Origin of the sequence: Niveispirillum irakense DSM 11586 (assembly GCF_000429645.1) — a bacterium.
Classification (GTDB): Bacteria; Pseudomonadota; Alphaproteobacteria; order Azospirillales; family Azospirillaceae; genus Niveispirillum; species Niveispirillum irakense.
In genome coordinates this window covers 868,817-895,630 of sequence record NZ_KE386933.1, presented here as the reverse complement: position 1 = coordinate 895,630, position 26,814 = coordinate 868,817, and the positions used below count along the sequence as shown (strand labels likewise).

Sequence of the window (26,814 nt, the reverse complement as noted above, 5' to 3'; positions counted from 1 at the left end):
TGGAAATGACCCGTGCCGGTTTGGGGAGGGGGCGGGATGCGAATGGGAATGGAACGATCACTGGCAATGCGCCAAGCCGCCTGCGCGGTATTGGCGGCATGCCTGATCGGTCTGCTGCTGACAGTACTGGAATTGGGCTGGGCCACATGGCGGGAGCGCGGGAAGGCGGCTGCCTTGGTGGAACAGATGCTGGATCTGGTGGAAGGAAGTGCTGCCACCGCAGCGTGGAATGCCGATGACGGTCTGGCCGCCCAGATCGGCGCGTCTGCCTTGTCGATTGATGCCATTTCGGGGATCGAGATTGGCATGTCGCCGACCGAGCCGCTCTGGGCCCGCTTCCGTACCGATGCAGGGTGGAGCGACAGCAATCCGGGGACCAGCCAGCCGGGCGCGCTCGGCGCCCTTGTTTTTGGTGATCTGGCGTTGGGGGAGCGGCTTTTATACCGCCCCCTGCCCAATGGCCGGGCGGAACCGGCAATCGGCATCCTGCGGATCCATCTGGATATGCGGCGCATTTCTGCCGATTATATTGCCTTCGTCCTGTCCGCCCTGCTTGGCGGCATGGCGCGCAATCTGTTGCTGGGTCTGGCCCTGACCCTGGTTTTCCATCGCTTCCTGACCAAGCCGCTGCTGGCGCTGGAACAGGCAGTTGAACAGATAGCCCCAGACAACCACGACAAAAAAGCCCGCCTGACTGCGCCCGCCGGTCATGAGCATGACGAGCTGGGGCGCCTCAGCGGACGCATCAACGAGATGCTGGACAGGTTGGACTGTTCACAGCAGATGCTGCGGCAACTGGCGACACGGGACAGCCTGACCGACCTGCCCAATCGCGCCTTGCTGAATGAGCGGCTGGACCATGCTCTTGCCCGCGCCGGACGGGTTCAGCGCGGGGTTGCGGTCCTGTTCATGGACCTGGATCGTTTCAAGCATGTCAATGACAGCTTAGGTCATGAATTGGGTGACCGTCTGTTGCAGGCCGTCGCCCAGCGGCTGCGCCACACGCTGCGCCAATCCGACACCGTTGGCCGGCTGGGCGGCGACGAATTCCTGATCATCGTGGAGGATGTCAGCGACCCGAAAGAAGTTATCCAGGTCGCGGACCGGGTGCTGACCGCCCTGGCCCGCCCCCTGGATCTGGATGGCCATCAGCTACAGCCGAGCGCTTCCATCGGGATCAGCCTCTGGCCCGAGGATGGGGCGGATGGGAGACAGATCCTGCGCTGTGCCGATACGGCGATGTATGCCGCCAAGGCCGCGGGCAGCGGTTGCTGGCGCATGTTCTCCGCCGAAATGACGGGACGTGCCATGGCGCGCCTGGCAACCGAGGCGCGACTGCGCGCCGCAGAAATCCGCCATGAGTTCGAGTTGTTCTATCAACCGACCGTGGACCCGGCAGACCTGTCATTGCGGGGTGCGGAAGCATTGCTGCGCTGGCGACGGGAGGATGGCTATGTCTCCCCCGCTGATTTCATTCATGTGGCAGAGGAAACCGGCCTGATCAACCCGATCGGTGAATGGGTGTTGATGGAAGCCTGCCGGCAGGCCGCGCTCTGGCGGCAGGTCCAGGGTGATTTCACCATGGCGGTGAATGTCTCCCCCCGGCAACTGGCGGATGCCGCCTTTCCCGACAAGGTGCAGCGCGCCCTGTCTGAAAGCGGCCTGCCGCCTGCGCTGCTAACCCTGGAAATCACCGAAACCGTGGCCATGAATCAGGCAGCCGGTGATTTCATCATGCTGCGCCGGCTGCGCGATCTGGGCGTCGGGATTGCCATGGACGATTTTGGCACGGGCTACTCCTCCCTCTCCCATCTGCGACGCATTCCGTTGACGGCGTTGAAGATCGATCGCGGGTTCATCAGCACCGTGCCCGGTGATGTCGCAATCGCCGCTACCGTTCTGGATCTGGCCCAGCGGCTGGGATTGGAAACCGTTGCCGAAGGGGTGGAGAACGAGGCACAGCGGCAATGGCTCCAACATCAGGGTTGTCCCTTGATGCAGGGCTATCTCGTCTCCCGTCCCGTGCCGGCGGATATTTTCAGCCGGCATTTCCTTCAAGGGGTGCCGCTGGCCAGCAGCGGCTGAAAAGGGGTGGGAACAGCAGATCAGCCAATCAGTCCCGCCACCGGACGGATACCCAACGCCGTGGTCAGCATCATCTCCGTCGCCCTATCAAGATCAGCCGGTAACAGACTGCGCTCAACCGCATTCCAGCTTCGCAACAGGGAAGCCCGCATGGTGCCCGGCAATGCACCGTCAGCGACCGGTGGCGTGACCCATTGCCCCTCAATCAAGGCAAAGAAGTTGGAGGCCGTTGCCTCGGCGACATGGCCATTGCCATTCAGCAGCAGCGCATCATCGGCCCCCAGCGCCAAAGCCTCGTTCCGGGCAATGATGCCATCCAGATAGCTGGTCACCTTCAACCGCGAAAAAGGCGATTTTTCATTCCGATAGGTACGGCGGGCGATGATCAGGCGGGCCGGCGGCAATTCCCCCGGCAGGGTGCCGACCGTCAATAACAGGGTTGGGCTGAGACTGGCTGGCCGGGGCAAACCGCGTGCCGCCGGCCCGGCGGTCAGGGTCAGGCGGACCGCAGCATCATGCAGGCCATTGGCGCCGACGATACCCATCACCGCATCAGTCAATCCCTGATCATCCAACGGTACCGGCAAGCCCAGAAAATCCGCCCCTTCCCGCAGACGGCGGCAATGCGCTTCCATCCGCAAGGCCACCCCGGCCTTGACGGCAATCGTCTCAAACAGGCCATCCCCCAGGGTAAAGCCACGATCATTCGCCAGGATCGCCGGGCGGTCGGCGGGAAGAAACTCCCCATTCAGCCAGATCATGGTCATGATGCACCCGTCATTGCGCCGCCATCCAGGCCTCCGCCTCCGCCACACCGGGGGGCCAGGACATGGCGGGGTCCAATGCAGTCAGTATGGCCCGAACCTTGGTCAGGCTCTCCTGATATTCATCTTCCGGGTCGCTATCAGCAACAATGCCACCGCCTGCCTGGACCTGCATCCGTTCGCCATCAATCGCGACCGTGCGGATGATGATGGAACTGTCCATCGCCCCATCCCAGCCGATCCAGGCCACAGACCCGCAATAAGGGCCACGGCGCGCCGGCTCCAGCTCATGAATGATCTCCATGGCGCGGATCTTGGGCGCCCCGGTGATCGACCCACCGGGAAAAGCCGCCCGCAGCAGATCAACCGGCCCCAGGCAAGGCCGCAATCGCGATGTGACCACGGATGTCAGATGATGAACGGTGCGGTAGCTTTCCAACGCCCAAAGGCTGGGCACTGCCACGCTGCCGACCTGCGACACGCGCGACAGGTCATTGCGCAGCAGGTCCACAATCATCAGGTTTTCCGCACGATCCTTGGCACTGGCAAGCAGTTCCGCTGCCAGTGCCGCATCGCGGGCCGGGTCACCCAGGTCACGGGGGCGCGTCCCCTTGATCGGCCGGGTTTCCACCTGCCCCTGCGCATCCAGCGACAGGAACCGTTCCGGGGAGCCCGAGGCAACCGCCCGCCCCCGTCCCAGATTGAGAAAGGCGGAAAAAGGGGCCGCCAGACGCGGACGGATTGCCCGGTAGACATCCCAGGCGCCAACCCCGGCAGCCAGGCGCCCCAAGAAACGCTGGGTCATGTTGGCCTGATAGATATCGCCGGCCCGGATATAGTCCAGGATACGGGCAACCGCCGACCGATAGGCATCGGGCGCCAGTTCCGCCTGCCAGCCTGGTGGCGCCAGCAACCGCTCCGGGGGCAATGTCAGGGGCGATGCCGCCCCCGCCACCAGACGGTCCCGCAGGGCCACCGCACGCTGGGCCGCCAAAACCGGTCGCCGCACGGGATCGGTCTCCCGCTCCCCCCCGCTGATCACCCATCCATGCCCCGCCATCAGGTCGAAGACGGCCACCGTATCATAGAGACCCAGCGCCATATCCGGCAGGTCCAGGCCCCGCGGCCGGGGGGCAGGCAGTCTTTCCAGCCACCCGCCCAACTCATACCCCAGCAGGCCGATGGCCCCCCCCTGGAAAGGCGGCAGACCGGCCACACTCTGCCGCCGGAAAGGGGCGAGTGCTTCTGCCAGGACAGTGAAAGGATCACCGAAGCAGGGCTTGCCATCGCGCAACACCCGGCCATCCGCCACCTCCAGCCAGCCGAACGGATCGGCGGCGATGATGCTGTAGCGGGCCCGTCCGGCATCGGCAGCCCCGCCATCCAGCAGCATGGCGCCATCCTCCCCTGCCATAGCAGCAAAGGCCGCTGCCGGGTCCAATGGCGGCAAAGACAGGATCGTCGGGCAGAGGGAATGGTCTATCTTCATAGGCATGCTGCAAGAGGAAAGGCATATAGCCGAAAGGGCGAAGAAAAATAGCGTATTTCACCTCTGGCAAGCAGCCATCGGCAACGGTTACTCTGTCCGCAATCACACTGCTATCGGAAGTGACGTATGCGTGTCCTCGTAAGGGTATTTGCCATCATTGGCATCCTGACCGTTGTTATAGCAACGGCGGTGATCGGCACCTGGGTCTATTTTGCGCGGAAGGGACCAACCCTGCCAGACCAGATCGTGCTTCAACTCGATCTTGAACAGCCCCTGGCGGAAGGACAACCGACCAGCCCGCTCGCCGGGCTGCTGGGAGACAAGCGCGCCACACTGGACGAAACGATCCTGGCGTTGCACCGCGCCAGCAAGGATCCGCGCGTCAAGGGTATCATTGCCAGGACGGGCAGCCCGGCGCTTTCCTTCGCCCAATCGCAGGAATTGCGCGACGCGATCCAGCGGTTAAGGGATTCCGGCCGCTTCGCCATCGTCCATGCCGAGAGCTTCGGCGAGGTCGGCAATGGCATGCAGCCCTATTACCTTGCCAGCGCATTCGAGCAGGTCTGGCTGCAGCCCATGGGCGATTTGGCGATTACCGGCATGCAGGCGGAACTGCCCTTCCTGCGCGGAACGCTGGACAAGCTGGCGATTGAACCCCAGTTCCGCAAGCGCGAGGAATATAAGACCTTCGCGGAGCAATATACCGAGACCACAGCCTCCCCCGCCAACCGGGAATCGACAGAAGCCCTGGTTGGGGATCTTTATGAGCAATGGGTCACCGGTGTAGCCACCAGCCGGGGTCTGGCCGTGGAGGATGTCCGCAAGGCCGTGGACAATGCCCCGCTGCTGGATAAGGCCGCCCTGGACGCCAAGCTGGTCGACCGGCTGGCCTATTGGGACGAGGCGGTGGACTGGGCCTTGATCAAGGCAGCCGGCGGCACCCCGCCCGAAGCCGGACAGCCGATGGAAAAGCCGGTTGGGGAGAATGAACCGACCCTGATCGATCTCCACGCTTATGCTCAAATTCAGGACCAGCCGGTATCCATTACCGAATCGCCGACCTTGATTGCCGTCATCGTCGGTGAAGGGGCGATCATGCGGGGCGAAAGCGCCGCCGATCCGCTGTCCGGGGCGGAGAGCTTTGGCGCCACCACCGTCGCTGGGGCTTTTGACGAGGCAATTGAGAACCCCGACGTCAAAGCCATCCTGTTCCGCGTGAACAGCCCCGGCGGCAGCGCCGTGGCGTCGGAAGTGGTCCGCCGTAAGGTGCTGCAGGCGAAAGCCGCTGGCAAACCGGTGATCGTATCCATGGGCGCCGTTGCCGCTTCGGGTGGCTATTGGGTCTCCATGGGGGCGGACAAGATCGTCGCGCAGCCGGCGACCATCACCGGTTCCATCGGTGTCATCGCCGGCAAGATGGTGACGACGGGCCTGACCGATATGGTCGGTATCCATATCGACACGGTCAGCCGGGGCGCGAATGCCGGCATGTGGTCTTCCACCGCCCCCTTCACACCCGCCCAGGACGCGAAGCTGAACGCCTTCCTGGATGCCACCTATGCCGCCTTCACCGATGGCGTGGCGGAGGGACGCAACCTGCCGATCGAGCAGGTGCGCACCATCGCCAAGGGCCGGGTCTATACGGGCCGGCAGGCAAAGGATCTGGGTCTGGTGGATGCGCTGGGCGGTTACCATGTCGCCATCGCACTGACCCGGGAAGCCCTGGAACTGGAGGCCGATGCGCCCCTGTCCATTGTCAGCTTCCCGCGTCAGCGCACCCAGTTTGAACTGGTGATGGCATTGCTGAATGGCGATGTGCGGGCCGACATCAGCCGCCATATGGCCAGCGCGGCGCTGGCCGATGTGCGCCCTGCTCTGGCACCGCTCGCCCCGTTCCTGCGCGCGGGCGAGGATATGACGGCCATGATGCCGGCCATGCTGGCGCACGGTTTCTGACCGGTAGCCGGTAGAGGGGAATTGAAAAAGCAAAAGGCGCGGGAAGCTCTCCAGCTTCCCGCGCCTTTTCTTATTATCACCGCAGAGAATGGTGATCAAAACAGTGTCGTCACCCAGAAGGAGGCGGCGGCCACCAGGGCTGCCGCCGGCATCGTGATAATCCAGGCCACCAGGATGCCCTGCGCCAAGCTCCACCGCACAGCCGATGCCCGGCGGGAGGCGCCGACGCCAACAATGGCACCCGTGATCGTGTGCGTGGTCGAAACCGGCACGCCCATCCAGGTTGCGGCGAACAAGGTGATCGCGCCACCCGTCTCCGCACAGAAACCGTGAACGGGCTTCAGATCCGTCAGCCGCGATCCCATGGTGCGCACGATGCGCCAGCCACCGAACAGCGTGCCCAGCCCCATGCAGGCCTGACAGCTCAACACCACCCACAGCGGCACATGGAAACTGTCGCCCAGATAGCCTTGGGAGAAGAGCAGGACGGCGATGATGCCCATGGTCTTCTGCGCGTCATTGCCGCCATGGCCCAGGCTGTAGAGCGAGGCGGAAACGATCTGCATCGTCCGAAATACCTTGTCCACACCGAACGGTGTTCGGTTGCGGAACAGCCAGGACACGATGAGGATGATCAGCAGCGCCAGCAGGAAGCCGATAGTGGGCGATACGAAGATCGCAACGGCCGTCTTGGTCAGGCCGCTGGCAACGATGGCCTCCAGCCCGCTTTGCGCGATACCGGCACCGGCAAGCCCACCCACCAGCGCGTGGCTGGAGCTTGAAGGGATGCCCAGCCACCAGGTGATCACGTTCCAGCCGATGGCCCCGATCAGGGCCGCGAAAATCACCTGTCCGTTGATCACATCGGCATCGACAATACCTTTGCCGATGGTGCTGGCCACATGGGTGCCAAAAAACAGGAAGGCGATGAAATTGAAGAAAGCGGCCATCAGCACCGCCGTGCGCGGCGAGAGCACGCGCGTGGAGACAACCGTAGCAATGGAATTGGCCGCATCATGCAGGCCATTGATGAAATCAAACAGCAGCGCCAGACCGATCAGGCCGATCAGCAGCGGCAGGGCAAGCGTTTCCATGGGGAAGTGTCCCAGCCGTTGGATCAGACGTGATCGACGATGATGCTGTCGATGATGTCGGCAACATCCTCACCGGCATCCAGAACGGATTCCATCAGTTCCATGATCTCGCGCACCAGCGCCTGCCGATAGGTGATGGGCGCATCCAACCCACCGCTTTCCTGCCGCAACCGGGCCTTGCCCGCCCGCAGCAGCCGATCGCTTTCGCTTTCCAGGCGGGAAACCTCGTCCGTCATGCGGGTCAGCGCGGTGACGTTGCGCGGAATATCGTGCAGCAGCGGGATCAGATCATTCAGGACCTTGGCGGCCTGAAGGATGCCATCGGTCATGGCATGCATTTCCGCCGTATATTGCATCGGCCCGGCTTCCGCCAGGTGCCGGGCCACGTCCTGGATCAGATCGACGATATCGTCCATCCGCTTGGCCAGATCCTGGATGTCGGAGCGGTCGAACGGCACGATGAAGCTGCGATGCACCGCCATCTGGATGGCCTTGGTCGCCATATCGGCCCGGCCTTCCACCTCGTGGATCACCTGGAAGCGGCCTTCCAGATCATCGCCGGCGCGCACCATTTCCCGCAGCGCCTCGGCGGCATCAACGATGAAGCCCGCCTGCTCGGCGAACAGGTCGAAGAAACGTTCTTCCTTCGGCATCAAAGCCCTGAACAGGCTCAACATGATCGGTTCCATGTGAATGTGCATGGGCCGACGCTTTGCCGCCTGCCCTTTGCCCACCCTCTACCACCACCTGGGGGACACGCTGTAATGTAATTGTCAAGAAACTGACATGTTTGCGAGGACAAAGGGCCACAGGAACGTTAAATATAATCTTTTGCAAATCGTGACGGCGACGCACGATTGCCCCATACTGATATCCATCAGCGGAACCAAAACCCTGTGGGTGCGTTTACCAGAATCCTCAACCTCTTGCGTATGTCAGCCTCATAGAATGTCCAAGACCATCCAATGCGCGGCTCTCCCTTATCGGCTGATCGACGGTCAGCCGCAGGTCATGCTTGTGACCTCGCGGGAGACCCGGCGATGGATCATTCCCAAAGGCTGGGCCAAAAAGAAATTTGAGCCCTGCGACATGGCTGCCCGCGAAGCGTTCGAGGAAGCCGGTGTCCGTGGCAGCATCGACCCCACACCCATCGGGGAATATCGCTACATGAAGCGGATGGCCGATGGCGACAGCATCGCCTGTGAGGTCACCGTCTTCCTGTTACGGGTGGAAGAAGAGCTGACCGAATGGCCGGAGCGCCGGCAGCGGGAGCGGCAATGGATGGCCCCGCTGGAAGCCGCCCGCCTCGTCAGCGATACTGATCTGGTCCCGATCCTGGAACGCCTGGGCAGCACGGTCCACTGACCGGCCGCTGACCGGTTTTGTGGCCTGCCCTATAGCGGCAGGCGCACCACTGCCCGCAAGCCGCCATGGGGGCTATCGCGCAGAAGAACATCCCCGCCATGGCGCCGGGCCGCGTCCCGGGCGATGGTCAGGCCTAGACCGACACCACCGGTCTGCTGGTTGCGTGACGGTTCCAGCCGATGGAACGGCCGGAACACATTGTCCCGCTGGTCGGCCGGAATGCCAGGGCCATCATCATCGACAATGATTTCCAGCGCCCCATCCCGCATCGCCAATGACAGCCAGATCGTGCGGCCATAGCGGCGCGCATTGCCCACCAGATTGGCAAGGCAGCGGCGCAGGATGTTGGGCCGCAACGGCAATACGACCTCCTCATCCGCTGCGGGGCCCAGATCCAGGGTCAGGGTCGCCCCTTCACGGCGGGCATTGATGGCGATCTCTTCCAGCAGGGCAGCCAGGTCAACCGGCACCGGCGCCTCCTCCCCCGCCCCACGGGCGAAGGAGAGATAGCCATCAATCATCACCTGCATTTCGACCACGTCTGCCTTCAGTTCCTCCACCTCCGGCAGGTCGGGCATCATGGCCAGTTGCAGCTTCATGCGCGTCAAAGGGGTGCGCAAATCATGGCTGACACCGGCCAGCATCTCCGTGCGCTGGCTGATCTGCCGGCGGATACGTTCGCGCATCACCAGGAATGCGTGGGCGGCCTGCCGCACCTCCATCGCCCCTTCCGGCTTGAAATCGCTGATATCACGACCCTTGCCGAACGCATCCGCCGCCACAGCCAGCCGCCGGATGGGCCGGATCTGGTTGCGCATGAAAATGGTCGCGATGGAAAACAGGACCAGCGAACTGCCCAGCATCCAGATGATGAAAAGATAGGATGTGAAGCTGTAAAGGCGCCGTTCCGGTGACAAGACGGACAAGACCCCGTCCGGCAACTGCACCCGGATTTCGATCCATTTATGGGCGATGTTGCTGTTGATGCGCCAGGGCCGCCGCACCCTGTCATCCAAAGCGGTGGCCAGCGTATCCTCCAACCCGCTGCGCAGGCGCGGCGTGTCGTCGGGCAACATCTCTCCCGGATTGAAGGTGATCAGGATATCGGTATTGCGCGCCGTCATGGACAGCGTCTCTTCCCGCGCCGCCATATCGGGGTCGCGTTCCAACTGTTCAATGACCAGGGCGATCTCACCGGCCACGCCAGCCGCCAGCCGCTGGGTCATCGTGTCCCAATGGCGGTCATAAAAAACAAAGGTGGCAATGGCCTGGGCCAGCACCACCGGCGTCATCATGATCAGCAGCGACCGCGCGAACAGGGTAGCGGGCAGGAAACGTTTCGCCAGCCGCCAGGGACGCGGCCGGCGGCGCCACAGCTCTGTCAGCCGGTTCAATCCGGCCTCAACACATAACCCTCGCCGCGCACGGTGAGCAGATAGCGCGGCTCGCGCGGGTCATCTTCCAGCTTGCGGCGCAGACGGGTCACCTGAACATCAATGGTCCGGTCGTTCCCGGCATCCACCGCGGCCTTCTCCACCAGGGCCTCGCGGGAGAAAACCGTGCCCGGTTGCGCGGCCAACACCCGGAGCAGGCCCGACTCCATGCTGGTCAGACGCACCGTCTCCTCACCATCGCGCAGTTCTTCCCGCACCGGGTCGAACTGCCAGCGGCCGATGGTGAGCACAGTGCCCTGCCCCGCCGGACGCGGCAGCCGGCGCAGGATGGATTGAACCCGCAGCACCAGTTCCCGCGGTTCAAATGGTTTGGGCAGATAATCGTCAGCGCCTGCTTCCAGCCCGGCGATCCGGTCCTCCGGTTCACCACGCGCCGTCAGCAGCAATACCGGTGTCGTGCCGGTGCGGCGCAGGTCACGGCAAAGGTCCAGGCCGCTTTCGCCCGGCATCATCACATCCAGCACGATCAGGTCAAATTCCAGCCCGGCCAGCTTCGCCCGCGCGTCCGCCGCATCCTGCGCCGTGGCAACCAGGAAGCCGTTCTGCGTCAGATAACGGCGCAGCGCTTCACGCAGGCGCGTATCATCATCCACGACAAGGATATGGGGCTGTTCAGCGATATCGTTCATGGCCGCTGTCATATCATGGGACGGGCCCCGGGTCATTCGCGCCGCGGGTCTTCAGGGCGCTGCACTTACCTTTTCGGGATAGCGGGTTGGAACCGGGCGCGATCCTCCTGGTCGATGATGCCCAGCATCACGGTGCGGAAGCCCTCCACCGCCGCCGCCCCGGCATTGCGATAGGCCTGGGCGATGCGGGCACGCTGGGCATCGGACAGGTGGCGTTCCAGTTCCAGCCCCTTTTCCGTCAGGGTCAGCAACCTTTGGCGCCGGTCCTTGGTCCCGGTGCGCTGGGCGACATAGCCCTGTTCCACCAGATCGCCCAGCACCCGGCTCAGGCTCTGCTTGGTGATTTGCAGGATGCCCAACAGCTCCGTCACCGTGATGGACGGGTAGCGCCCCACGAAATAGACCACGCGATGGTGAGCCCTGCCCAAGCCGATTTTCGCGAGCATCGCGTCCGGTTCGGCGGTAAAGTCACGATATGCGTAGAACAGCAGTTCGATGCCTTGACGGAGATCCTCCTCACGGAGGAAGAGCGGGTTCGGACCTGATTTTACGTCAGCCATGTTGACTTATTTCTGCAATTCTGTAACCTGGGCAGCGTCCCAGTGGGACATAAAGTAACGAGGAAGCCACCACAATGTCGATAATCCCCTTCCATGACCGCGACGGCCTCATCTGGTTTGATGGCAATCTGGTGCCCTGGCGTGAGGCGAATGTCCACGTACTGACGCACGGCCTGCACTATGGCAGTTGTGTATTCGAGGGGGAACGCATTTACAACGGCTCCGTCTTCAAGCTGCGCGAGCATAGCGAGCGGCTGTTGAAGTCGGCAGAGCTGTTGGGCTTTGAAATCCCCTATACGGTGGAAGAGATCGACGCCGCCACCATCGCCACCTGCAAGGCGGCGAACATGGTGAATGGCTATATCCGCCCGGTTGCCTGGCGCGGCAGCGAGATGATGGGCGTGTCCGCCCAGCACAACAAGATCCACCTTGCCATCGCCTGCTGGGAATGGCCCAGCTATTTCAGCCCGGAAGCCCGGATGAAGGGCATCCACCTGCAGCTTTCCAAGTGGCGCCGCCCGGCCCCGGATACGGCCCCCACCGCCTCCAAGGCTGCCGGCCTCTATATGATCTGCACCCTGTCCAAGCATACGGCGGAAAAGGCCGGTTTCCAGGATGCGCTGATGCTGGATTACCGGGGTCTGGTGGCGGAAGCCACGGGCGCCAACTTCTTCATGGTCAAGGATGGCGTCATTCATACGCCGATCCCGGATTGCTTCCTGGATGGCATCACCCGCCGCACCGTGATCGACCTGGCCAAGCGCCGTGGCTATCAGGTGATCGAACGCCGGATCGAATTGCCGGAAGTCGAACATGCCGACGAAATCTTCCTGACCGGCACCGCCGCGGAAGTGACCCCGGTTGGCCGGATCGACGACTGGACCTTCACCCCCGGTGAAGTGTGCCGCAACCTGATGCTGGATTACGATGCGCTGGTGAATGGCCGTCTGGCCGCCGCTGCTGCTGAATAAATCAGGCACGTTCCAGGAAAAGCCCCGCGGTCCTCACCGGATCGCGGGGCTTTTTTTTGACTGAAGCCACTATGCTGCTTGGTTCTGAAACAGGCCGGCAATGGTGGCGACGGCCTGTTCAGCTTCCGTCCGGTCAGGCGCCAGCCCTTCCTCGCCATAGCCATAATAATCGCTGTCGCCGACCTGCTGGAACACCAGCCCGTCACGGCGCGGCACGAAGGATACCTGATTGTAATAAAGCCCGTAGGTGATATCGGCCTGCGGGATGGCGCGGGCAAGCTGGCCACGGACGGGGATCAGGCTGTCATCCCGCATCAGGCTGCGGGCGCCATAACCGGTACAATTCACCAGGGTCTTCTGCGGCAGCGTGGCGAAGTCGGTCGGGCTGTGGAACTCTCGCACCTGCAGCTTGCCGCCATGGGCCAGGAATTCAGAGAGAAGCTGGTGGGTATAGGCATTGATGTTGAACATCATATTGCTGCTGCGCCGCACCGACCGGTTACCGAAATCATGCTGGCCGGGGGCAAATTCCTGCCGCTGCCCCACCAGCAGTTCCGGCACCAGTTCCCGCTGCAGGTGGGCGAAAGGTGGACGGCTGTCCGTCGCCCGTACCGGGCGGGGCAGATCGTTGATGGAATAGGTCTCGTACCATTGCACCGGGTCCGCCGGCAGGCCTAGCCAGTCCTGGAAGGATGCGAAGGAGCGGCGGCACATGGATGCCCACTGCGCCTTGAAGGCCGGGGTAGCATGTTCTTCCATACAGATTCGCGAATCAGGGGACCAGACCCCGGTCGCGTAGGAGGAGCGCACCTCCGGCGGCATTTCCTTGGCATAGATGGTGACCTGCATCCCCGCCCGTTGCAGCAGGGTGGCCGTGGTCAGGCCGATGGCACCGCAGCCGATAACGGCAATATCCCGCTGCCCCGTCGCCATGACCAGATCAACGGCCACGGCCCCGGATCCCCAGGACAGAGACCAGCCGCTGCCGCCATGGCCGTAATGGTGGATGACGTCCTTATCCCCGATACGCTCACGCTCGATCCGGGGGCCTTGCGGTCGGAAAGGACGGGTGCAAACCGTAATGCGCGTAATATCGGCAATGCCCGTCCGCAGGGGGGACAGCGTCAGCCGGGGGCCCATACTGCCCACCGTCGCGGTTGCTCCCCCCTGGCCCGAGGCGCATCCGCCCAGGGCAATCAGGCCCAGGCCTGCCCCGGCACCGGCCAAAAACCCACGGCGCCCCAGAATATCCCTGTCCATCATTCCCCCGCGCGTCCCAGCGAAACCAAGCAGCCACAATGACTTGGCCATCCCGGTTCAGCAAGCACGCCGCAGGGTGAGATTGAAGCGGAACGGGCCGGTCAACGGATGCTCGCCATCCCGCACCGGCCCGATCCCATGATGGAACAAGCGGGCGGGCCCGCCCCACACCAGGATATCGCCATGGTTCAATCCAATGCGCTGCACCGGATCGGCGCGCCGTGGCCCACCGAACAGGAACATGGCCGGCAAACCCAGAGAGATGGAAACAATGGGCTGAGTGAAATCACGCTCGTCGCGATCCTGATGCAGGCCCATCCGGATGCCCGGCGCGTAACGATTGATCAGGCAGCTATCAGGGGTGAACCCGGCAAATCCCGCCTCCGCCGCAGCGCGACTGGCCACGTCATGGAACAAATGGGGCAGCGATGGCCAGGGGGCGCCCGTTTGCGGATCGGTAGGACTGTAACGGTAGCCTTTGCCATCGGTGACCCAGGACCGGTCGCCGCACCCCGTCATGGCGACGGACATTTGTCCGCCACCAGGCGTGCGCATATGACGGAACGGGGCGGCAGCCGCAATCTCACCGATCAGGCGGAACAGGGCCGGTGCCTGTTCCAGGGCCGCACCGGGCAGCAACCATGCGCCCGGTGCCAGGACCCGGGGAGCTTGGGGCGACGGTACATGATCAAACAAATCCGCCATCGCCCCTTCCTTCACCCCAGCGTTCCCCAGCAATGCTGACAGTACCGGGGCTGCGCTGGCAAACACCGATCAGAAGGAATAACGGGCCGTAACGGCCACGATATCCACCTTGTTGTCGAAGCTGCCGGTCAGACGATTACCGGTCGCCGTCGCGATATCAATCGAACTGTCATCGACAAAGATATGGGTATAGCCGACATCCAGCGCCAGCCTGTCAGACGCCTGCCAGCCCACGCCGGCCGACAGCCAGGTGCGGTCGCCATCGGCGATACGCGGGGTCCGGAACTGGGCCTGAGTCGGCGTTTTGTCAAACGCGATACCGGTACGGAGCTGCCAGGCGGGGTCCAACTGGTAGGTCGCGCCGATGGAATAGAACCAGGTGTCTTTCCAATGCTGCTCATCCACCACATCAGCCTGGGCTGGATTTTCAAAACGGACCCGGATTTCCTCAAAGCTGGACCAGTCAGTCCAGGACACGGTGCCGTGCAGGGCGAAAGCGCCAAATTCCTGTGTCAGACCGAGATCGACGCTTTGCGGCGTGCTGACATTAGCACGGACATCACCCAGCGGCTGGAAGGCCTGCGAACCGACGGCATTGAGGACGGCGCGGACATTGGTCGGAACCTCGAAGCGGCCCGACCCCTCAAGCTTATGCTTGATCTCCGACCGCCAGGTCAGCCCCATGCGGGTGCCATCCACGGGCTCATAGAACAGGCCGAGATTGGCGCCCCAGGCCCAATCATCCCCTTTCACAACCGCAAGCCCATCAGCACCCTGCGGGATAAAGCCCGGCACACCCCGCCCGGCCATAACCGCGCCGAAATCCACGGCATTGGTCAGGCGGGCCTCGGCGCGTTGGGCGGAGATGCCACCCCCCACAGACAGGCCCGGCTGCAGCTCAATGGCGCCGGCGAGGTTGATATTGATCGTCTCCAGACGGGAATTCAGCGCGTGATAGCGGCCGATCCAGCCATCTTCATAATCGGTTTCCAGGCCATAGGGGGCCGTGATCGCCAGCCCGACCCGCCAATTCTGACGTTCCGGCACATAGGCCAGGAAAGCGGCCGGCACCGGAATGCTGTCACCGGTCTTATCCAACTGACCCGATAGCGGTCGGCCAATCGCATCCGAACCACTGCCGCTGAATTTGCTGGAAGGGGTAATCAGGCTGACACCCACTTCCGCGCCAGAGCGCTGAAGCTCCGTCATGGCGGCAGGGTTGTTATAGATGATGGAGAGGTCGCGCACATCCGAAGCGGCACCGGCAAACGCAGTGCCAAGGCCGGCGGCGCTGTTCTCCCTGATCTGGAAACCACCAGCCTGTGCGGCGGTGGCGACTGCCGCCAGGCTGGTGCCGGCGCAAAGAACGAAGAGGAGACGACGCATGGTAACTTCTTTCTGGCGTTTCAGTTAAGCAGGCCGTTGACCGGCACTGGGCATGAATTATGGACGGCCGAGGCCGCTCCTTCCCATTTCGTAAAGGGAAGGACGGACTTCAAGCGAAAAACAATTTTGAAAGCAAGATGTTCCGGCTACGAAATGACGCAAGTACAAAAATGACCATTCCTGACCCGGAACAACCGGATCAGGTTGAGACAACCAGCCCCTGAGGAAAATTCAGCGGTTCAGCCGCGCGCCCGCATCAGGCGGGCTTTATCCCGCTGCCAATCGCGGGCCTTCTCAGTCTCGCGCTTGTCGCCCTTCTTTTTACCCTTGGCGATGCCAATTTCGACCTTGGCCTTACCGCGATCATTGAAATAGATCGACATGGGCACCAGGGTCATGCCTTCGCGCTGGATGGCATTCAGCATCCGCACCAACTCGCGCTTACGCACCAGCAGTTTGCGCGGCCGCTTGGTTTCATGCTGGAAGAACTGACCAGCCTGACCATATTCGGGGATGTAGCAATTAACCAGGAACAGCTCACCATTCTGTTCACCGGCATAGGATTCCACAATGGAAGCCCTGCCCGACCGCAACGATTTCACCTCGGTGCCGAGCAGCATGATGCCAGCCTCGACTGTATCCTCAATGAAATAGTCAAAGCGGGCCCGGCGGTTCTGTGCCGCCATCTTTCGTTCGGGCGCTGTGTTCGCCATCGTGGGTGATTATCCACCTGATAAAGAAAACCGTCCCCCTGTTATGGGGGGACGGCGACAGGACTTCAATAAGCGACCAGCACTGCCGGTCAGATCAAGCCGGCCTTGACCATCGCATCCCGCACGATAATCTGGCTCGGCTCGCTGCACGGAACCAGCGGCAGGCGCACGTCCGGCGTGGACTTGCCCAGCAGCGAGGCCGCATATTTTACCGGTGCCGGGCTGGTTTCCACGAACATGGCATGATGCAGAGGCATCAGCAGATCGCGAATCCGCGCCATTTCTGCGATATTTCCGGCCTCCCATGCGTTATGCATCTGGGCACACAAGGCCGGCGCCACATTGGCGGTGACCGAGATGCAGCCAACACCACCCTGGGCCAGGAAGGCCGTGACGGTGGCATCTTCGCCGGAAAGCTGGCAGAAATCCGGCCCGATTTCCACGCGGGTGCGCAACGGACGGGCCAGATCGGCTGTTGCATCCTTCACGCCGACAATGTTCGGCAGCTTGGCAAGGCGGGCCATGGTGGCCACGCTCATATCGATCACGCTGCGGCCAGGGATATTATAGATGATGATCGGAAGATCGACCGCATCATGGATGGCCTTGTAATGCTGATACAGACCCTCCTGGGACGGCTTATTATAGTAGGGCGTAACCACCAGCGCGGCATCCGCCCCGGCTTCCTTCGCGTGCCGGGTCAGGTGGATCGCTTCTTCGGTGGAATTGGAACCCGTGCCGGCGATAACCGGCACGCGGCCCTTTGCGACCTCCACAGCCATGGAGACGACAAGGCGATGCTCGTCATGGCTGAGCGTCGGCGACTCACCCGTCGTACCCACCGGTACAACGCCGTGCGTGCCCTGCTTTATTTGCCAATCGACAAATTCCTTGAAGGCTTTGCGATCCACCTTCCCGTCGCTAAAAGGTGTGATCAATGCGACGATGGACCCCTTGAACATAGCAGGACACCCCGGTCAAACCTGATGAAACGGCGAACCTTAACCAGCAGCCCTGTCCGAAACAAGGGCCGGGCCCGTGCCGTGGCGGCGATGCTGATCTGCCTTGGCATGGGGCTCAACGGAACCCTGCCCGCCCACGCGCTTTCCGCTGACGATATCGCCACGTATCGTCAGGCCCTTCGGGCCGCCGATAGCGGCAAACTGGACGAGGCGATGCGCATCGCCCGGCGCGCCCGTGATAATTTGCCGGAGAAAGTGATCCGCTGGATGATGCTGGCCAGTCCCACCACCACGGCGGATTGGCAGGAAATCAGCAGCTTTATCACCCAAAATCCAGATTGGCCCAACCTTGTCGCCCTGCGCCGTAATGCGGAAGGGGTGATGCCGGCCAGCCTGCCTTATACCCAGGTTCGCTCCTGGTTTGAGACCTATCCGCCGATCACCCTGTCGGGATTTGGTCGCTATATGGATGCGTTGATGGAAACGGGCGCCAGCGACCGGGCCATTGATCTTGTGCGCAAGCGCTATATCCAAGGCGGCTTTGGCACGGTTGAGGAGCGCGATTTCCGGCAGCGCTATGCCGGACTGCTTCAACCGGGCGACCACACCGCCCGTCTGGATCGCGCCCTGTGGGCCGGCAATTACGATGAAGCAGCCCGCGTGATGCCGCTGGTTGATCCTGGCCGCCGTGCCGTAGCAGAAGCGCGGATCGCACTGGCCCAGATGTCGCCTGGGGTTGATGGCGCCCTGCGGCGGGTCCCTGCAAACCTCGCCAATGATCCCGGCATCACCTATGAGCGGACGCGCTGGCGTCGGCGCAAGGATATGGATGCCGGCACGCTGGAACTGCTCGCCAACCCGCCGGATGAAGCGGCCCATGCCAGCGACTGGTGGGTGGAGCGTCATATCATGGCCCGCCGCCTGATCGACCAGGGGCAATTCGCCAAGGCCTATGCCTTGGTGTCGGGGCATCGCGCGGCAGACGGGCTGGCCTTTGCCCAGGCGGAATTTCTGGCCGGCTGGCTGGCATTGCGCAAGCTGAACAAGCCCGAAGAAGCGCAGAAGCATTTCGAGGCCTTGTTCCGCGGGACCAGTTCCCCCATCAGCAAGTCACGCGGCGCCTATTGGGCCGGCCGGGCAACAGAGGCCCTCGGTAATAAGGAGTTGGCGCATACTTGGTACGATGCGGCCATGACCTATTCCGGTACCTTTTATGGCTTGCTGGCCGCCGATAAGCTGGGGCTGCCGCCTGGCAGCGCCATGCCGGTGGAACCACCGCTGCCGAAAGATTTGGCGAAATCTTTTGAGAAGCTGGATCTTGTCCGGGTGGTGCGTGCCCTGGCCCGGATCGAGGGCAGCGAGAGCGACCGCGTCGGTCTGTTCATCCGTAAAATGACGGTTGATGCCAAAACTCCGGAAAACTACCGGATGATCGGCGAGTTGGCGAAGGATCTCGGCAGGCCCGACCTGGGGGTGATCGTTTCCCGCGCGGCATTGCAGGATGGCTATGTTCTGGTGGAAGCAGGCTTTCCCCTGATCGACCATCGCCTGAAACCGCAGCCTGAGGTCGGACTGGTGCATGGCATCATCCGCCAGGAAAGCAATTTCAACCGTACCGCCATCAGCAGCGCCGGCGCCAGGGGGCTGATGCAGGTGATGCCGGCAACGGCGAAGGCCGTGGCGAAACAGCAGGGTCTTGCCCACACGGAAGCGAAATTGACGGCAGAGCCGCGCCATAATGTGCAGATCGGTTCCGCCTACCTTCAGGAACTGATCGATCGGTTCGGCGGATCCTATGTGCTGGCGATCGCGGCTTATAATGCTGGTCCTGGCCGGGTCAGCGGTTGGTTGCAGACCTATGGCGACCCGCGCAGCATTTCCACCGACGATATCATCGACTGGATGGAAACGATGCCGATCTACGAAACACGCAATTATGTGCAGCGTGTTTTGGAGAATCTGCACGTCTATCGTGCAAGGCTGGGCTTGCCCCCTCTGAGGATGAGTACGGACCTTGCTCGGGGTGGTTCTTCCCAGTAGGCCATGCCCTCTCCTTGCGGGAAGAGGTTTGTTCCTCTTCCCAAACGGGCTACCCCTTATAATCGAGCGATTATTTCAATCCGACAAGTCATTCTGCCCCCGTTGAAATTGGCACCGGGGTGGCTGTCTTCCTAGACTCCCTATCCCAAAGATCAAAGGGGCCGGAGGGAGGTACCTTTACGGCTCATTAATAATAACAGGGGCAGAATGCGCTTATCGCCGCCGGGCAGTGGAGTGGCGGAACGGAAAAGGGGTAAATCAATGCATGGCGCCATCGTAAATGATGAAGTTCGGCACGCCGCTTTTGTCCATGCGCGACTGCTTGATGGCTTCATTCAAGCCACTGAACTGGAGATGGCGCAGCAGGACGATGGTTTCCTGAAAGAAAGCCTGCGTGAATTGCTGGAAGTGTTACGTAAGGAACGCAGGGTATATGGGGCGGCCAGCGGTGTGATCTCCATGATGTTTTCTGAAATCGGCAATGCCGCATAAATTAAGTGCGGTTTCCTTTGCTCTGGATTCGAGCTGTTTCAACGCCATAGGGCAAAAGCCCGTCCCCGACCGTGATAGACCCAGACGGGCTTTTAAGTATCTATGTTAACGGCATATTACCGGTTTTTCTGGACTCCTGGAGAAAAAGCCCTCATTATCCAAGCGAGAGATAGAGAATTTCCCTTTAGGGGTGCGACACCCTGCTGGATACAGCCTGTAAGGGTACATAAAAACAAAAACCATATCTTTAAATTGTAAATTTTCCTTTTCTGGTTAAAATTCGCAGATGGTTTTCCTCCAGTGCCCATCATCGACCGCGTTCTGATAAGTAACTATTGCGCCAAGTTGGCGTAGTGATGCTGGACAGTCGCTTTGAAATGGTGGATATTCGCCTACCATGGTATGTGACTGACGCCAGCCATGGGCACACCAGCCATTGGGATATTCCGATATGCCAAACTGGATGATGAACGTGAGGCTTCGGCACCTGATCCATCGAGTTTGTCTTACCGGCTTTGTATTGCCGGTTTGGAAGCATATGGTTGACTTTAATCGGACAGTTGCAAAACCCGATGATAAGCGACCCCAAGATAGCGCGGGATAAGGGGGCTTAAGAGTTCTATGCCGAGACGCAGCAAAAACGCAGCCGTCGCTGCCCTTGAAACAGTGATCGAGAACCATGTTGCCGGCCGTATTCGGTTGCGTCGTGGACTGTTGGGGATGAGCCAGTCTGATCTGGCCAAGGCTTTAGGCATCACTTTCCAGCAGGTTCAAAAATATGAACGGGGAAGCAATCGCGTCTCCGTTGGAAAGCTGTATCGGCTGGCCGATATTCTGGATGTGCCGTTGACCTTCTTCTTCGACGGTCTCGATGTGCCGGATATGCGTCGCCCGCCGGAAAGTTTCGCTGCGACAGCGGAAGGATCGTCCCCCATCCTATCGCGTCGGGAACTGGACCTGCTGCGGGCCTGGAAGACGGCGCCTGAAGATATCGCCGATGCCGTCGGCTCGCTTCTGCGCGCGATCTCGCCCAATGCCGGCTATGACGAGGAGGCTGCCCAGGCCGCACAAGCCGTCGCCCGAGCCAATGCGGCCAGCAGCGTCGTTGCGGAAGAGCCGGCTTTGGTTGCCACCCCGGTGGAGGAGGCCCCGGCCCCCCGCCGGCGCGGACCAGTTCCGGGAAGCAAGCGCAAGGCAGCAACGCCTGTCACCACCGCTGCCACTGCAGGCCGTCGTCGTCGCGGTGCCGTGTGGGACCCTGCCGATATCAAGGAATATAAGGAAGGCGAAGCGGAGTAATCCGCCTTCGCTCTGATAGAAAGAAGGGCTGGTTACTTACGTAGCCGGCCCTTCTTTTTGCCTGACTTGATCTTCAGGTCAGCAGCGATAGCCAGATATTAATTGTGTCGTGCATGGCCCGCGCCGGAACCACCGCCCCCGCCGTGACCGCAAAGGGGGAGGATGGCAGGAAAAAGCCAGGCTGCCAGCCACTGGCGGGAGCATCAATAAACGGGCTGTTCTCGAACCGGATGCCCTGGCCGAAATCCAGCCACACCCATTGCGCCAGCGCCACACACCGCCCTGTCGTTTCGGCTGTCAGTGTAAAATCAACCCGCTCACCGGACGGAACAGGGCCCGCCGTGAAATCGAAAGAAAGTGGCTCCGCAACATTCGACAGACGGTGCGGCTGGGTTTCCCGCGCGTCGAAACGAACCGACCGGGGATAAAGACGGTTGAAGCCGGAAAGATCGAACCCATTGGTCAGGCCGGTGAACAGATGCTTCTCCAGTACCTCCCCCCCGGCCAAGGCGCAAGCGATACCCCCGCGCGCAGGCAGTATCCGCGCATCGGGCCGCAACAGGCGCGCCTTGGCATCGGCCACGGCCGGCACCACCCGTTCCGACAGGAAATCACTGGCGATGATCTCCGACAACAGGACATCCGCCGGGCGTGGCAAAACATCCCCAACGGTCAGATCGGTGGATAGCTTATTGACCACGGTGATGCGGTCGGAAAGGCCATTGGCGGCAATGATCGCCCGCGCCGTTTCGGCAATCCAGGGCACCGCCTCACAGGTGACAACCTGGGCCCCCGCCCGTGCCGCCATCATCGCCAGCAGGCCCGAGCCGGTACCGATCTCCAGCACCAGATCGCCCGGTTTCACATGAGCCTTGATCGCCGCCTCATAGGCATCATTGCGCGGCTGATCATTCACCATGGGTACATGCCAGACGGGCAGCATGGCGGTACGCAGCTTGGTCTGCAGCAACTGCGCTTCCATGAAATCCGGCGCGATGCGCAAGGCCGCGTCCGCCTGCTCCAATGCCTCCGCCAGACGGCCCTGGTCACGCAGCGCGGCTGCGGCATTGAAGCGGGTGGTCGGATCATCGGGTTCAGCGGCCACCGCTTTCAGGAAGCTGGCCGCCGCATCCGCCATCCGTCCCAGGCGCTGCTGGCACATGCCGATATGGAAATGCAGGCCCCGGAAGGAGGGATCGGCTTTGCCCGCCCGCTTGAAGGCGCTAAGGGCATCTTCCCATTTGCCCTGCGCCTTCAGGACAATGCCCAAATTCCAGCAAACCGGCGCCAATCCCGCGCGGCTCTTGTCGATCTTGCGGTAGAGCGCTTCGGCACCTGCCCAATCTCCCTGGTTCTGGCGGGCAACGGCGTCGGCGAAAACAGCATTCACATCCATGGCTTGCCTGTTCCGGCTGGGTTTCTGCCTCTTTCTACCCGGTGGCACTGTGGGCTGACAAGGCAGGCCTGACGATGTATGCCTGCCAGGGATCTGGGTATCAGCAAGGAAAGCGCACCATGTCAGAAGGCAATGAGGAAAAGGCCCGCCGGGATCGCCGCCGCCGCAGTGCGCTGCTGAACCATTTCATCGCCTTTTTCGGGGTGGCGATACTGCTGGTGCCGCTGAATTTCGTGCTGACACCGGGCAATGTCTGGTTCTTCTATCCAATGGTCGCCTGGGGGGCCCCGCTGGCGCTCCACACCGCCTATGCGATGGGGCTTTTCGACAGCCGTGACGGTACCCGCAGATGACATAAAAAAAGCCGGCATCGGATTTGTCCGATGCCGGCCATGACAGGGCACTGCCGATCCCGTCAGTCGACCCAGCGGAACAGCCGGTCCATCCAGCCGCCACCCGGGCAGATCAACCCTTCGGTCGCCTCACAGCCCTGACGGGCGAAAGCAACCATGGAAACGCGGCCCAGAACCCGCTCCACCGGAATATAGCCAACCTGCGTCAGATACCGGCTGTCCTGGGAATTATCGCGGTTATCCCCCATCATGAACAGATGCCCTTCAGGCACGACATAGACAGGCGTGTCATCCGCGCTGCCATCATCGCGCTGTTCAATGATCAGGTGCTTGCGGCCATTGGGCAGGGTTTCTTCATATTCCGTTACCGAAACGACACTGCCGCCATGGTCGCGATAGGAGTAATCGCGCAGCTTTTCCCGCGGCACGATCTGGTCATTGATGTAAAGGCGGCCGCCGCTGACCTGGATACGGTCACCCGGCATGCCAATGACCCGCTTCACATAATCTTCTTCCGTGCGCGGCACGCGGAAAACGACAATATCGCCGCGCTCCGGCATCAGGTCGGGGAAGCGCCCCTCGCCGAACGGCAGCGGCACGAAGGAGGTGGAGAAGCGGCTATAGCCATAGGCGTATTTGGCCGCATAAAACTGATCACCGACCTTCAGTGTCGGCAGCATGCTTTCCGATGGAACATGGAAGCCGGCGAAGATCAGGGTATTGGTCACTAGGTAGAAGATGGCGACGAAGCCGATCAGCCCCGCCCATTCCCGGATCAACGCGCGCAAAGCGAACACTCCCTTGGCTCTCTGGCGGCGGTAACATGCCCTTCGGGCCACGGCCGGTCAATCTCCAGCCGCGCCCGAAATGATGGCACCAATTATCACCGGATCATTGCTCGGTCCCAACGGCTGACGCGGCAGGCTCGCCATCCGCTTCAGCCGGCTCGGCACTATCGGCGCGACGTTCCAGTACGGCGGCAAAGAAGCCGTCCGTATCATGCTGTGCCGGGGTCAGGCGCAGCATCGGGCTGTCGGTCGGTGCTTTCCCCCATGCCGCCGGCCATGCCTGGGCCACCGGCACCAGGGTGAAATCCGGATGCGCCGCCAGGAACGCCTCCACCTGCCGCTCATTTTCTTCCGGCAGCAGGGAGCAGGTAGCATAGATTACGCGGCCGCCGGGGCGGGCCAGACGCGAGGCGCTTTCCAGGATGCTGGCCTGCAACGGCACCAGATCGGAAAGGCCCGGTCCCAGCGGACGCCAGCGGCTATCCGGATTGCGGCGCCAGGTGCCGGTACCGCTGCACGGCGCGTCAATAATAACGCGGTCGAACTTGCCCTTATGGCGCTTCACCCAGGGGTCACGTTCATTCTTCAGGGCGCGGGTTTCAATATTATGCAGGCCGGCGCGGCGGAAACGTTCCTTCGCGCGGGTCAGGCGGCCTTCCAGCACGTCACTGGCAACAACGCGGCCCTTATTCTCCATCATCGCGGCGATGGCCAGCGTCTTGCCGCCGGCACCGGCGCAGAAATCCACCACCTGCATGCCGGGCTTGGCGTCGGCAATCAGGGCGACAAGCTGGGAGCCTTCGTCCTGGATTTCGATCATCCCGTTCTTATAGGCATCCAGGGCCATGATCGGGGCGCGGCCCGGCAGGCGCAGCCCCACCGGGGACAGGGGCGTAAGCGCGGCATTGATGCCGACCTCTGCCAGGGCGGCCATCGCCTGTTCCCGCGTGGCCTTCACCGGATTAACGCGCAGATCCAGCGGCGCTTCCCCCAGCATGGCCGACAATTCCACCAGGAACCGGTCACCAAACGCGGCGCGCATCGGCTCCACCGCCCAATCGGGCACCTCGGCACGCACCTCGTCGGGCTGGGAGGGATGGTCCAGCGTGTGGCTGTCCAAAGTACGCGCCAGCCGGCGCTCCCGATCGCTCAAGGGAGGCGGGCCGAACTTGGAACCATTGAACAGACCGGCCACCGCATCGGCGTCACGGCCCTGCGCCAGAATGCAATCAGCCAGTATCAGGGCGCGCGGGTCCGGCATATGGTTGCCGCGCTCCAGCCACCAGTGCAGCCGCGCCCAGTGACGCAGCACACGATAAACCTGCCCGGCGATATCGGCGCGGTCCTTTGCCCCAATATAACGGCGGTTGCGGAAGAAGGCGCTGGTGATCGCATCCGCCGGGCGGGGCGTATCCATCACATCCGCAAGCAGGTCGATAGCGGTGGCCAAGCGGGCGGCGGGGGTCATGACTGCGATTTCCCGTAGATACAATTGATGCGGCAAAGCGGCGGACTATACGGGCAGCCGGCCAGTTGCGGAAGTGCAGCGCCGCCATGGCTGCCCCCTGCCCTTCTCCACGGGCGGCTGCGAAAACGAGAGAGGGTGAATTGCCCATTTTACAGGATGCAATTCCACATTATGATAAACCATCAAACGGGAGGGATTGAGAAAAAATGAAAATAGGATTCCGTCACTTATGTGCTGCCGTTCTTACAATGACGGCTCTGGCGGGCCCTGCTTCTGCTGAAGGGCACATCTTCATTGCCAGCGACAGCACGGCAGCCGATTATAAGCCGGACTGGTATCCCCAGATGGGCTGGGGCATGCTGCTGAAATGCAATCTGACTGACGGGGTGAAGGTGGAAAACCGGGCCATCGGTGGCCGATCCACCAAGACCTTCATCAGCGAAGGCCGGTTCGATGCCATCGCCCACGATATTACGCCCGGTGACACGCTGCTGATCCAGTTCGGCCATAACGACACCAACGACAAGAAGCCGGAACGCTTCACCCCGGTCCCGGAATATAAGGTCAATTTGCAGCGCTTCGTGGCCATGGCACGGGACAAGGGTGCCGTGCCGGTCCTGATCACCCCCGTGGCGCTGCGCCGCTTTGACGATAATGGCGCCATTGGCGAAAGCCTGACGCCCTATGTGGAAGCGACGCGCGAAATCGCGCACGCAACCGCTACGCCCTTGATCGACCTGAACTATGACAGCCGGGTCTATTTCCAGCAGGTCGGGGCAGAAGCCTCCAAGGCCTATTACATGAATTTCGACAAGGAAGCCGGCTATGCGCGCTGGCCGGACGGCCTGTCGGACAATGTGCATTTCAGCGAATTGGGCGCCCGCGCCGTTGCGGCCCTGGTGGCCAAGCGCCTGAAGGAACTGAACCTGCCCATCTCAACCCATGTGGCACCGGTGCCGGCGGAAAACCCGCCCCGGCTGGGCAATCCGTCCTGTTCCTGACCCGTGTGACGGGGGCGGGCAACCGCCCCCATCATCCGCGTTACATCCAGTCCACCGGCAGGTGATAGTAAAGGGTCACGATCTCCGCACCGGGATTGTCACGCCCCAACTCGCCATTGCTGATATGGGAAACCGCAACTCCCAGACGGGAGCCGCCGCCAAAGCGCCAAGCCAATTCAAGCCCGCTGCGGAATTCAATGGGATATCCCATGTCTTTGCCGCCGGGATCGGCAAACAGCCCGATCCCGAAACTGGGGGTCAGCACCAGGGGACCGGCGGTAAAATCAACTGCAATGCCGCCAGCGCCATAGAGCCCGCCATCACTGGTCACTTCCAGCCCCACCCATGGCCGCCCCGCCAGCCAATCGCCTGCGGAAAATAACAACGAACCGGTACCGAAGCGATATTCAGCCCGAACATCCGCTGCTTTGTCGCGCGGGATGTTCTCAAAAGCATCGAACTGACCGATGCCTAAGGAGAAAAGCGCCGGCACCGTGGCCGCCCGCGCTGACACACCGGGCAGTGCGACCGATAGCAATGCGGCCAGGGCCGCCACCAATCCGGACAAACGCAAGGCGAAAGGC

General features: G+C 62.0%; 25 protein-coding genes. 9 read left to right on the top strand and 16 right to left on the bottom strand.

Annotated features, from left to right (window positions below):
• Positions 1-48: 48 nt before the first annotated feature.
• Positions 49-2,085, top strand: a complete 2,037-nt coding sequence (locus G473_RS27700; RefSeq protein WP_161631008.1) for a putative bifunctional diguanylate cyclase/phosphodiesterase — start codon at positions 49-51, stop codon at positions 2,083-2,085.
• Between the two features lie 20 nt (positions 2,086-2,105).
• Here G473_RS27700 and G473_RS27695 read toward each other — a convergent pair whose 3' ends face one another.
• The gene (locus G473_RS27695; protein WP_035708197.1) at positions 2,106-2,852 is read right to left on the bottom strand and encodes an aminotransferase class IV; all 747 of its coding nucleotides are present in this window, start codon (positions 2,850-2,852) and stop codon (positions 2,106-2,108) included.
• Positions 2,853-2,862: 10 nt separating this feature from the next.
• Positions 2,863-4,338, bottom strand: a complete 1,476-nt coding sequence (pabB, locus tag G473_RS27690; RefSeq protein ID WP_084438289.1) for an aminodeoxychorismate synthase component I — start codon at positions 4,336-4,338, stop codon at positions 2,863-2,865.
• A 126-nt stretch (positions 4,339-4,464) separates the two neighbouring features.
• Between pabB and sppA the strand changes: the two genes are divergently transcribed.
• Entirely contained in the window at positions 4,465-6,294 is a 1,830-nt protein-coding gene (sppA, locus tag G473_RS0118225) for a signal peptide peptidase SppA (RefSeq protein ID WP_029014282.1), read from the top strand.
• 95 nt (positions 6,295-6,389) lie between these two features.
• On the opposite strand, the gene G473_RS0118220 is transcribed toward sppA, so the two are convergent.
• A complete protein-coding gene (locus G473_RS0118220) occupies positions 6,390-7,388 on the bottom strand; it encodes an inorganic phosphate transporter (protein ID WP_029014281.1) in 999 nt (332 codons plus the stop codon).
• A 23-nt stretch (positions 7,389-7,411) separates the two neighbouring features.
• Positions 7,412-8,065 (bottom strand): DUF47 domain-containing protein, encoded by a 654-nt coding sequence (locus G473_RS0118215; protein ID WP_084438361.1) that lies wholly within the window; start codon positions 8,063-8,065, stop codon positions 7,412-7,414.
• Between the two features lie 109 nt (positions 8,066-8,174).
• Here G473_RS0118215 and G473_RS0118210 point away from each other — a divergent pair, with 109 nt between their 5' ends.
• The gene (locus tag G473_RS0118210) at positions 8,175-8,753 is read left to right on the top strand and encodes an NUDIX hydrolase (protein WP_342665670.1); all 579 of its coding nucleotides are present in this window, start codon (positions 8,175-8,177) and stop codon (positions 8,751-8,753) included.
• 29 nt (positions 8,754-8,782) lie between these two features.
• Here G473_RS0118210 and G473_RS0118205 read toward each other — a convergent pair whose 3' ends face one another.
• The 3 genes from G473_RS0118205 to G473_RS0118195 form a co-directional block, all read right to left on the bottom strand.
• The gene (locus G473_RS0118205) at positions 8,783-10,147 is read right to left on the bottom strand and encodes an ATP-binding protein (protein ID WP_051330419.1); all 1,365 of its coding nucleotides are present in this window, start codon (positions 10,145-10,147) and stop codon (positions 8,783-8,785) included.
• Positions 10,144-10,836: a response regulator gene (locus G473_RS0118200; protein ID WP_029014277.1), complete on the bottom strand. Its 693-nt coding sequence runs from the start codon at positions 10,834-10,836 to the stop codon at positions 10,144-10,146. The genes G473_RS0118205 and G473_RS0118200 overlap by 4 nt, the downstream gene beginning before the upstream one ends.
• A gap of 65 nt (positions 10,837-10,901) precedes the next feature.
• Positions 10,902-11,396, bottom strand: coding sequence for a MarR family winged helix-turn-helix transcriptional regulator (locus G473_RS0118195; protein WP_029014276.1), 495 nt, complete (start codon positions 11,394-11,396; stop codon positions 10,902-10,904).
• A 74-nt stretch (positions 11,397-11,470) separates the two neighbouring features.
• Here G473_RS0118195 and G473_RS0118190 point away from each other — a divergent pair, with 74 nt between their 5' ends.
• A complete protein-coding gene (locus tag G473_RS0118190; protein ID WP_029014275.1) occupies positions 11,471-12,367 on the top strand; it encodes a branched-chain amino acid aminotransferase in 897 nt (298 codons plus the stop codon).
• 69 nt (positions 12,368-12,436) lie between these two features.
• On the opposite strand, the gene G473_RS0118185 is transcribed toward G473_RS0118190, so the two are convergent.
• The 5 genes from G473_RS0118185 to dapA all read right to left on the bottom strand — a co-directional run bounded on the left by G473_RS0118185 (position 12,437) and on the right by dapA (position 17,393).
• The gene (locus tag G473_RS0118185) at positions 12,437-13,630 is read right to left on the bottom strand and encodes an FAD-dependent oxidoreductase (RefSeq protein ID WP_029014274.1); all 1,194 of its coding nucleotides are present in this window, start codon (positions 13,628-13,630) and stop codon (positions 12,437-12,439) included.
• A 54-nt stretch (positions 13,631-13,684) separates the two neighbouring features.
• Positions 13,685-14,332, bottom strand: a complete 648-nt coding sequence (gene alkB / locus G473_RS0118180; RefSeq protein WP_035707670.1) for a DNA oxidative demethylase AlkB — start codon at positions 14,330-14,332, stop codon at positions 13,685-13,687.
• A gap of 69 nt (positions 14,333-14,401) precedes the next feature.
• Entirely contained in the window at positions 14,402-15,718 is a 1,317-nt protein-coding gene (locus G473_RS27685; RefSeq protein WP_051330418.1) for an OmpP1/FadL family transporter, read from the bottom strand.
• Between the two features lie 239 nt (positions 15,719-15,957).
• Positions 15,958-16,431: an SsrA-binding protein SmpB gene (gene smpB / locus G473_RS0118170; RefSeq protein ID WP_029014272.1), complete on the bottom strand. Its 474-nt coding sequence runs from the start codon at positions 16,429-16,431 to the stop codon at positions 15,958-15,960.
• An 89-nt stretch (positions 16,432-16,520) separates the two neighbouring features.
• Complete coding sequence (gene dapA / locus G473_RS0118165; RefSeq protein ID WP_029014271.1) at positions 16,521-17,393, bottom strand: 4-hydroxy-tetrahydrodipicolinate synthase; 873 nt, start codon at positions 17,391-17,393, stop codon at positions 16,521-16,523.
• Between the two features lie 24 nt (positions 17,394-17,417).
• Here dapA and G473_RS0118160 point away from each other — a divergent pair, with 24 nt between their 5' ends.
• From G473_RS0118160 to G473_RS29510, 3 genes are all read left to right on the top strand, one after another.
• Positions 17,418-19,433 carry a lytic transglycosylase domain-containing protein gene (locus G473_RS0118160; protein WP_029014270.1) on the top strand — a complete coding sequence of 672 codons (2,016 nt, stop codon included), beginning with the start codon at positions 17,418-17,420 and terminating at the stop codon, positions 19,431-19,433.
• Positions 19,434-19,694: 261 nt separating this feature from the next.
• Positions 19,695-19,925 (top strand): hypothetical protein, encoded by a 231-nt coding sequence (locus G473_RS0118155; RefSeq protein ID WP_029014269.1) that lies wholly within the window; start codon positions 19,695-19,697, stop codon positions 19,923-19,925.
• A gap of 621 nt (positions 19,926-20,546) precedes the next feature.
• On the top strand, positions 20,547-21,224 hold the full coding sequence (locus tag G473_RS29510) for a helix-turn-helix domain-containing protein (protein ID WP_051330417.1): 678 nt from the start codon (positions 20,547-20,549) through the stop codon (positions 21,222-21,224).
• Between the two features lie 73 nt (positions 21,225-21,297).
• Here G473_RS29510 and G473_RS27675 read toward each other — a convergent pair whose 3' ends face one another.
• Positions 21,298-22,620, bottom strand: coding sequence for a tetratricopeptide repeat protein (locus tag G473_RS27675; protein WP_051330416.1), 1,323 nt, complete (start codon positions 22,618-22,620; stop codon positions 21,298-21,300).
• A 119-nt stretch (positions 22,621-22,739) separates the two neighbouring features.
• Between G473_RS27675 and G473_RS27670 the strand changes: the two genes are divergently transcribed.
• Complete coding sequence (locus tag G473_RS27670; protein WP_035707667.1) at positions 22,740-22,973, top strand: 2TM domain-containing protein; 234 nt, start codon at positions 22,740-22,742, stop codon at positions 22,971-22,973.
• A gap of 62 nt (positions 22,974-23,035) precedes the next feature.
• On the opposite strand, the gene lepB is transcribed toward G473_RS27670, so the two are convergent.
• Together lepB and G473_RS27660 are read right to left on the bottom strand one after the other, a co-directional pair.
• Positions 23,036-23,761, bottom strand: coding sequence for a signal peptidase I (lepB, locus tag G473_RS27665; protein WP_051330415.1), 726 nt, complete (start codon positions 23,759-23,761; stop codon positions 23,036-23,038).
• Between the two features lie 103 nt (positions 23,762-23,864).
• A complete protein-coding gene (locus tag G473_RS27660) occupies positions 23,865-25,229 on the bottom strand; it encodes an RsmB/NOP family class I SAM-dependent RNA methyltransferase (protein ID WP_035707665.1) in 1,365 nt (454 codons plus the stop codon).
• Between the two features lie 206 nt (positions 25,230-25,435).
• Between G473_RS27660 and G473_RS27655 the strand changes: the two genes are divergently transcribed.
• Positions 25,436-26,230, top strand: a complete 795-nt coding sequence (locus G473_RS27655) for a rhamnogalacturonan acetylesterase (RefSeq protein ID WP_035707664.1) — start codon at positions 25,436-25,438, stop codon at positions 26,228-26,230.
• 40 nt (positions 26,231-26,270) lie between these two features.
• Here G473_RS27655 and G473_RS0118120 read toward each other — a convergent pair whose 3' ends face one another.
• Positions 26,271-26,804: an acyloxyacyl hydrolase gene (locus tag G473_RS0118120; RefSeq protein ID WP_029014268.1), complete on the bottom strand. Its 534-nt coding sequence runs from the start codon at positions 26,802-26,804 to the stop codon at positions 26,271-26,273.
• Positions 26,805-26,814 lie beyond the last annotated feature (10 nt).